This is a genomic window from Plastoroseomonas hellenica (assembly GCF_018129085.1).
Classification (GTDB): domain Bacteria; phylum Pseudomonadota; class Alphaproteobacteria; order Acetobacterales; family Acetobacteraceae; genus Plastoroseomonas; species Plastoroseomonas hellenica.
The window spans coordinates 35,624-42,137 of the sequence record NZ_JAAGBB010000048.1; the positions used below are offsets into that span (position 1 = coordinate 35,624).

Genomic DNA, 6,514 nt, shown 5'->3' on the forward strand with positions numbered 1-6,514 from the left:
CTCCCCCGGCGCGCCGCCTTCGGGCGCAATGCAAGAAGATCACGCGGCGGGGCAGCCTCCAACCCCCCTTCCCGGTTCCATCGCCTGGTGGGCATGATCGCGCCATCGCCGCACGGAGATGCGGCATGGAGGAGATCATGGGCACGACACGACGCGCGCTGCTGCTCGCCACCCCCGCGCTGGCGCTGCATGGTGCGGCGCGGGCGCAGGGCAACTACCCGAACCGACCGGTTCGGTTACTCGTCCCCTACGCAGCCGGCGGTGGCCAGGACATCGCCGCGCGACTGGCGGCGGAGCCACTGCGCGCCGCACTCGGGCAGCCGGTCATCGTGGAGAACCGCTCCGGCGCCAGCGGCATGATCGCGGCCCAGGCGCTCGCGCAATCGGCGCCGGATGGCTACACGCTGATGCTCGGCGGTTCCGGCGAGACCGCGATCAACCCGCATCTTTTCCGTGGCCGCATCACTTACGACGCCGCACGTGACTTCCGGCCGGTGATGATCATGGTCAAGGTGCCGAACGTCATCATGGCCTATCCGGAAGCCCCCTTCCGGACGCTGCCCGAACTCATCGAACAGGCGAAGGCGGCGCCAGGGCGGTTCAGCTATTCCTCCTCCGGCATCGGCAATCCGCAGCATCTGTCGGGGGAGTTGCTGAACACCATCGCCGGCATCCGCACCGTGCATGTGCCCTATCGCGGGTCGGGGCCCGCGGTGCTCGACATCGCGGCGGGGCAGGTGCAGTTCGGCTACAACAGCCTCGCCTCGGGACTCCCGCTGATCCGGGAAGGGCGGATCCGCGCCATCGGCGTCACCTCGAAGGAACGCATGCCGCAATTGCCGGATGTGCCCTCGGCGTCCGAGTACCCGCCGCTCGCCAGCTATGAGCTGGTGAATTTCTTCGGCCTCTATGCGCCGACCGCGACGCCGGACGCGATCACCGACCGGCTGCATGCCGCGCTGGCGGCAGCCATGCGCGAGCCCACGCTCCGCGGACGGTTCGAGGAGCAGGGGCTGCTGGTGCAATCCATGAGCCGGGCCGAATCCTGGGCCTTCCAGCAGGCGGAGTCCGAAAAATTTGGGCGGATCGTCACCCAGGCGAACATCACCATCGATGGCTGACGGCACACGGCATTGGCAGCGCCTGCTGCTCACCGGCGCGGCGGGGGAGATCGGCAGCGTGCTGCGCCCTGCCTTGGCCGGCACCGCGACCGCCATCCGCCTGCAGGACCTGCGCCCCGTCGCCGGACTGGCGCCGCAGGAGGAGGCGATGCAGGGCGACCTGGCGGAGCCCGGCATTGCCGAGGCCGCGATGGCCGGCGTCGATTGCGTCATCCACCTGGCCGGCATCCCGCGCGAAGCGGGTGGCGATCCGGATGCGATCTTCCGCGCCAATGTGCTCGGCACGCATCTGATGTTCAGCGCCGCCCGGGCTGCGGGCGTGAAGCGCTTCATCTTCGCCAGCAGCAACCACACCATCGGCTTCCATCCTGCGGGCCGCCCGGTCGGCACCGAGGAGCGTCCGCGGCCAAGCGGCTTCTACGGCGCCAGCAAGGTCTATGGCGAGACCCTCGGGCGGCTGCATGCGGACAAGTTCGGGATGGAGGTCGCCTGCCTCCGCATCGGTGCCTTCCGCACGAAGCCCGGCAATGCGCGGGAGCTCGGCGGCTGGATCAGCCATCGCGACATGGCACAGTTGGCACGGCGCTGCGTGGAAGCATCTGACTTCCACTTCCTGGTGATCTATGGCGTCTCCGCCAATCGCCGCGCGCTCTGGGGCGGTGATGCGGCGGCGCGCGCCGCGGTCGGCTATGTGCCGGAGGATGATGCCGAGGTCTTCGCCACGGAGATCGAGGGTATCGCACCGCCGCCTGGCAGCGTCGCCGCCCGCTTCCATGGCGGCGGCGTCTGCGAGGCGGGCTTCTCGGGCGATCCCGACCGGATCAGGTGAAGGCCGCCGGCAGCGGCACCCCGAAGCCCTGCGCGACGGCCACGAGGTCGAGGCGCGTCTGCTCCGGCAGCACCAGCCCTTCGGCGCGATGGCGGGCCTCGTTCCGGGCTTCGATCTCGCCGGGGTAGAAGATCTCGGTCGCACCCTCGGCCAACGGCACCGCCTTGATCTCGGCGATCATGCGCTCGATCCGTGATTCGAAGACGTCACGCGGCCCGAAGGCCGCGATGTCGAGCGCCATGACGAAATGGCCGGAGCGGCTGCGCTTTTCCGCCTGATAGGGCCCGTTCACTTCGGTCATCATGCCGCTGCCGGAAAGCGCGCCGGCCAGCACGTCCATCATCACCGAGATCCCATAGCCCTTGTGCTCCGCCATCGGCAGGATGACCCCGGCCAGCGCGGCGACGGGATCGGAGGTGCGGCGGCCTTCGGCGTCGATCGCCCAGCTCTCCGGGATCGGGATGCCCTTCTGTCGCGCGAGGAAGATCTTGCCGCGCGCCACCACGGTATTGGCGATGTCGAGCATCAGCGGCGGATGCCGGCCGGCGGGCGCCGCGATGGACCAAGGGTTGTTGCCGATCACCTTGCGCCGCCCGCCCCAGGGCGCCATGGCCGGGCTGCCATTGGCGACCAGCATGCCGATGCAGCCCTGCTCCGCCGCGAGACGCGTGAAGTAGCCGAGCGCGCCATGATGGTTCGATTCCCGCACCGAGACGATGCCGACCCCGTGCTTCCTGGCCCGCGCCACCGCATCGAGCATAGCCCGCTTGGCGATCACCTGGCCGACGCCGTCATGGCCGTGGATCACGGCGATGGCGCCGGCATCGACCAGGGTCTCTGGCTGCGTGACCGGCGTCATCATGCCGGTCTTCACCCGGTCGATGTACCAGGGCGCGCGCATCACGCCATGCGAGGAATGCCCCCAGAGATCGGCCCGCACCAAGGTGTCGGCGACCAGCGCGGCATCCTCCTGCGGCAGCCCGGCGGCGCGGTAGAGCGCGGCGGTGAAATCGGCCAGTGCCTCGGCGGCGATACGGGTCATGTGCGGCGTCCTTCCCTGTTTCGGGCAGATGGTGCGGAGCTGCCGAACGGCGCGCAAGGGATGACGACAGGCGACGCGGATGGGCATGATCGCGCCATGCTCCGTCCCCCTGGCCAGCGCGGCCTGCAGGCTTTCCGCCAGACCATGCTCACCGGCAGCGTGACCGGCGCCGCGACAGCACTCCGCCGCTCCCAGCCCGCCGTCAGCCGGCTGCTGAAGGAGCTGGAGGCGGATAACGGCTTCACCCTGTTCGACCGCGTGCGCGGCCGCCTGGTGCCGACGCCGGAAGGGCGGCTGTTCTTCGACGAGCTGCAGCGCGCCTTCGCGGGCTTCGAGCGCATCGCGGCGGTCGCGGCCGAGATCCGCAACGGCCGCCGCGGCACGCTCCGCGTCGGCGCCATGCCGGCCGCGGCCGCGACCTTCCTGCCGCAGGTGATCCGCCGCTTCGCGGAGGCCCATCCGGGCGCTGCGGTATCGCTCCAGGTGCAGGCCTCGACCGAGATCGCGCGGCTGGTGCAGACCCAGGATTGCGACCTCGGCATCGTCGAAGGCACGCTCTCGCCGCCCGGCCTGCACGCCGAGCGCGACCATGACGTGCCCTGCGTCGTGGTGCTCCCGCCGGGCCACCCGCTCGCAGCCAAGCGCCGCATCACGCCGCGCGACCTGGCCGGACAGGATCTGGTGGCGCTGAGCGCACGCGGATCCAGCCTCGGCGCGCAGCTCGAGGCGCTGCTGGGGCGGGAGGGCATCGTTTGCCGAACCCGCATCGAGACCCACCTGGCGCATATCGTCTCGGCCCTGGTGCTGGAAGGCATGGGAATCGGCATCGTGGACCGGCTGACCGCCCAGGCGCATGCGGCGCGCGGCGGCCTGGTGCGGCCCTTCGCCGCCGATCTGACGCTCAGGGTCCGGCTGGTGCGGCCGTCAGCCTTCCCGCCCTCCTCGCTGATGCTGGGCTTCATCGCCCTGTGCGACGCGGCGATCAGCGGCAGCCGGGCGCGGCGTAACCCATAAGCTTTCCGTATGGACCGTGGCGCAGAAGAGATTGGCGCGCCGCGCCCATCCTGGCGATGATCGCGGGATCATGAACGCGAAGACCAGTTTCGATGCGGCCGTGATCGGCGGTGGCGTGGTGGGGGCGGCGGTGGCGCGCGGCCTGCTCGGCGCCGGGCTTTCGGTCTGCATCCTCGATGAAGGCGACATCGCGCATCGCGCCAGCCGCGGCAATTTCGCGCTGGTCTGGGTGCAGTCGAAGGGCCTCGGCATGGCGCCCTATGGCGCCTGGACACGGCGATCCTCCGATGCCTGGGCGGGCTTCGCCGAGGGGCTGCGGGAAGAGACGGACATCTCCCTTGCCTTCCAGCGCCCCGGCGGCTTCAGCCTGGCGCTGTCGGAGGAGGAGCTGGAGAAGCGCCGCACCGCGCTCGTCCGCATGCACAACCAGCCCGGCTGGATCCCCTATGACTGGGAGGTGCTGGACCGGCCGGCGCTCGCCAAAATCTTCCCGGATATCGGGCCGGATGTGGTGGGCGGGCTCTACACACCGATCGACGGGCACGTGAATTCGCTGCGCCTGTTTCGGGCGCTGCACCGGTCCTTCGCGCTGCGCGGCGGCAGCTACCGGCCGGAACACGCGGTCACCGCGATCACACCCCTCTCGGCCGGCGGATTCCGCATCGAGACGGCGCGGGGCGCGATCGAGGCCGCCCGCGTGGTGCTGGCCGCCGGTGTCGCCAATGCGCGGCTGGCGCCGATGGTCGGGCTCGAGGCGCCGGTGCGGCCGCAGCGCGGGCAGATCCTGGTGACCGAGAAGACCGCGCCCTTCCTCTCCCACCCGCTGGTGACGGTGCGCCAGACCGATGAAGGCGGCGTGATGATGGGCGACAGCGCCGAGGAAGCGGGATTCGAGGCTCGCATCGGCCTCGGCGTGCTGTCGGTGATGGCGGAGCGCGCGGTGCGCATGTTCCCGCGCATTGCGTCCCTCAACGTGGTCAGGACCTGGGCGGCGCTCAGGGTGATGTCGCAGGACGGCTTCCCGATCTACGACCAGTCCGAAAGCGCGCCCGGCGCCTTCATCGCCACTTGCCACAGCGGCGTGACCCTGGCCGCGGTGCATGCCGAGACCCTGGCCCCGATGATCGCGCAAGGCGCGCTCGATGCGGCGCTTTCCCCTTTCAGCGCCCGGAGGTTCCATGTTCCGCAGGCTGCATGACGACGCGCCGCGCATCGGCTTCACGCTGGATGGCGAAGCGGTGCAAGGTCGCGCCGGCGATACCGTCGCCGCGGCGCTGCTGGCGCTCGGGCGGCATGCCTGCCGGGAGACCGCGGTCTCCGGCGCCGCGCGTGGCCCCTATTGCATGATGGGCGTCTGCTTCGACTGCCTGGTGGTGATCGACGGCACCGGCAACCGCCAGGGCTGCCTGGTGCCGCTGGCCGAGGGGATGGCGGTCGAGACGCAGCATGGCCGGCGGGAGGTCGGGCGATGAGGCGGCTTTCCGGCGTGGACGGGCTGCGCGATGCCTACGACCTCGTCATCATCGGCGCTGGCCCGGCCGGCATGGCGGCGGCGCTGGAGGCCGACGGCGCCGGGCTTTCGGTGCTGGTGCTGGATGAGAATCCGCGCCCCGGCGGGCAGATCTGGCGTGCCATCGGCGCAGCGCCGCTCCGCGACCCCGCGATCCTGGGGCGCGAATACTGGGCCGGCGGCGCGGTGGCCGAGGCCTTCGCCGGCTGCCGCGCCGACTACCTGCCCGGCGCGACGGTCTGGCACCTGGACGATACGCTGGAGATCGGCGTCTCCGCCGGCACCCAGTCCATGGTGTTCCCGGCGCGGCAGGTGATCATCGCGACCGGCGCGATGGAACGGCCCTTCCCGGTCCCCGGCTGGACCCTGCCGGGCGTGATGACGGTCGGCGCCGGGCAAACGCTGCTGAAGGCGCAGGGCATCGCGCCAGGCGGGCGCGTGCTGCTGGCGGGCTGCGGGCCGCTGCTCTGGCTTTATGCCGCGCAATGCATCGCGGCCGGGGCGCCGCCGGCGATGATCCTGGAGACGACGCCGCGCGCGAACCGGGGCGCCGCGCTCCGCCACCTGCCGGGCTTCCTGACCACGCCCTATCCGTGGAAAGGGCTGCGCCTGATGACCACGGTGCGGCGGCACGTGCGCGTGACGGGCGGCGTGACGCGGCTCGCGATCGCCGCCGAAGGCGCGGCGCTGCGGGTCGACTGGAATGGCGGCACCGAGATCTTCGACCATGTGCTGCTGCACCAGGGCGTGGTGCCGAACATCAACCTCGCCGCCGCCTCCGGCTGCGAGGTCGCCTGGGATGAGGGCAATGCCTGCTTCGCGCCGGCGACCGACGCCTGGGGCCTGAGCAGCATCCCCGGCATCGCGGTGGCCGGCGACGGCGCCGGCATCGCCGGCGCGGAAGCGGCCGGGCTGCGCGGGCGGATCGCGGCGCTCGCGGCGCTGCAAGCCCTCGGCGCCATCGACACTGTGGCGCGCGATGCCCGCGCAGCGCCGCT

General features: G+C 71.3%; 7 protein-coding genes. 6 read left to right on the top strand and 1 reads right to left on the bottom strand.

Annotation, left to right across the window (positions count from 1 at the left end; translation table 11 throughout):
• The first annotated feature begins 125 nt into the window (after positions 1-125).
• The gene (locus GXW71_RS27485; RefSeq protein ID WP_211855905.1) at positions 126-1,121 is read left to right on the top strand and encodes a Bug family tripartite tricarboxylate transporter substrate binding protein; all 996 of its coding nucleotides are present in this window, start codon (positions 126-128) and stop codon (positions 1,119-1,121) included.
• Positions 1,114-1,950 (top strand): NAD-dependent epimerase/dehydratase family protein, encoded by an 837-nt coding sequence (locus GXW71_RS27490; protein WP_211855906.1) that lies wholly within the window; start codon positions 1,114-1,116, stop codon positions 1,948-1,950. Before GXW71_RS27485 ends, GXW71_RS27490 begins: the two co-directional genes overlap by 8 nt.
• Here the strand turns inward: GXW71_RS27490 and GXW71_RS27495 are convergent.
• Entirely contained in the window at positions 1,943-2,992 is a 1,050-nt protein-coding gene (locus GXW71_RS27495; RefSeq protein ID WP_211855907.1) for an Ldh family oxidoreductase, read from the bottom strand. The genes GXW71_RS27490 and GXW71_RS27495 overlap by 8 nt on opposite strands.
• A gap of 96 nt (positions 2,993-3,088) precedes the next feature.
• Here GXW71_RS27495 and GXW71_RS27500 point away from each other — a divergent pair, with 96 nt between their 5' ends.
• The 4 genes from GXW71_RS27500 to GXW71_RS27515 all read left to right on the top strand — a co-directional run.
• Complete coding sequence (locus GXW71_RS27500; protein ID WP_211855908.1) at positions 3,089-4,006, top strand: LysR substrate-binding domain-containing protein; 918 nt, start codon at positions 3,089-3,091, stop codon at positions 4,004-4,006.
• Between the two features lie 70 nt (positions 4,007-4,076).
• The gene (locus GXW71_RS27505; protein WP_211855909.1) at positions 4,077-5,204 is read left to right on the top strand and encodes an NAD(P)/FAD-dependent oxidoreductase; all 1,128 of its coding nucleotides are present in this window, start codon (positions 4,077-4,079) and stop codon (positions 5,202-5,204) included.
• The gene (locus GXW71_RS27510) at positions 5,185-5,478 is read left to right on the top strand and encodes a (2Fe-2S)-binding protein (RefSeq protein ID WP_211855910.1); all 294 of its coding nucleotides are present in this window, start codon (positions 5,185-5,187) and stop codon (positions 5,476-5,478) included. The genes GXW71_RS27505 and GXW71_RS27510 overlap by 20 nt, the downstream gene beginning before the upstream one ends.
• Positions 5,475-6,514: NAD(P)/FAD-dependent oxidoreductase (locus GXW71_RS27515; RefSeq protein ID WP_211855911.1), on the top strand; the 1,040-nt coding region annotated here is incomplete at its 3' end. The genes GXW71_RS27510 and GXW71_RS27515, both read left to right, overlap by 4 nt.

Excerpts from the sequence above, each read along its gene's own strand:
- GXW71_RS27485 (WP_211855905.1), top strand. The coding sequence starts at position 126 with ATGGAGGAGATCATGGGCACGACACGACGCGCGCTGCTGCTCGCCACC.
- GXW71_RS27490 (WP_211855906.1), top strand. The coding sequence starts at position 1,114 with ATGGCTGACGGCACACGGCATTGGCAGCGCCTGCTGCTCACCGGCGCG.
- GXW71_RS27495 (WP_211855907.1), bottom strand. The coding sequence starts at position 2,992 with ATGACCCGTATCGCCGCCGAGGCACTGGCCGATTTCACCGCCGCGCTC.
- GXW71_RS27500 (WP_211855908.1), top strand. The coding sequence starts at position 3,089 with ATGCTCCGTCCCCCTGGCCAGCGCGGCCTGCAGGCTTTCCGCCAGACC.
- GXW71_RS27505 (WP_211855909.1), top strand. The coding sequence starts at position 4,077 with ATGAACGCGAAGACCAGTTTCGATGCGGCCGTGATCGGCGGTGGCGTG.
- GXW71_RS27510 (WP_211855910.1), top strand. The coding sequence starts at position 5,185 with ATGTTCCGCAGGCTGCATGACGACGCGCCGCGCATCGGCTTCACGCTG.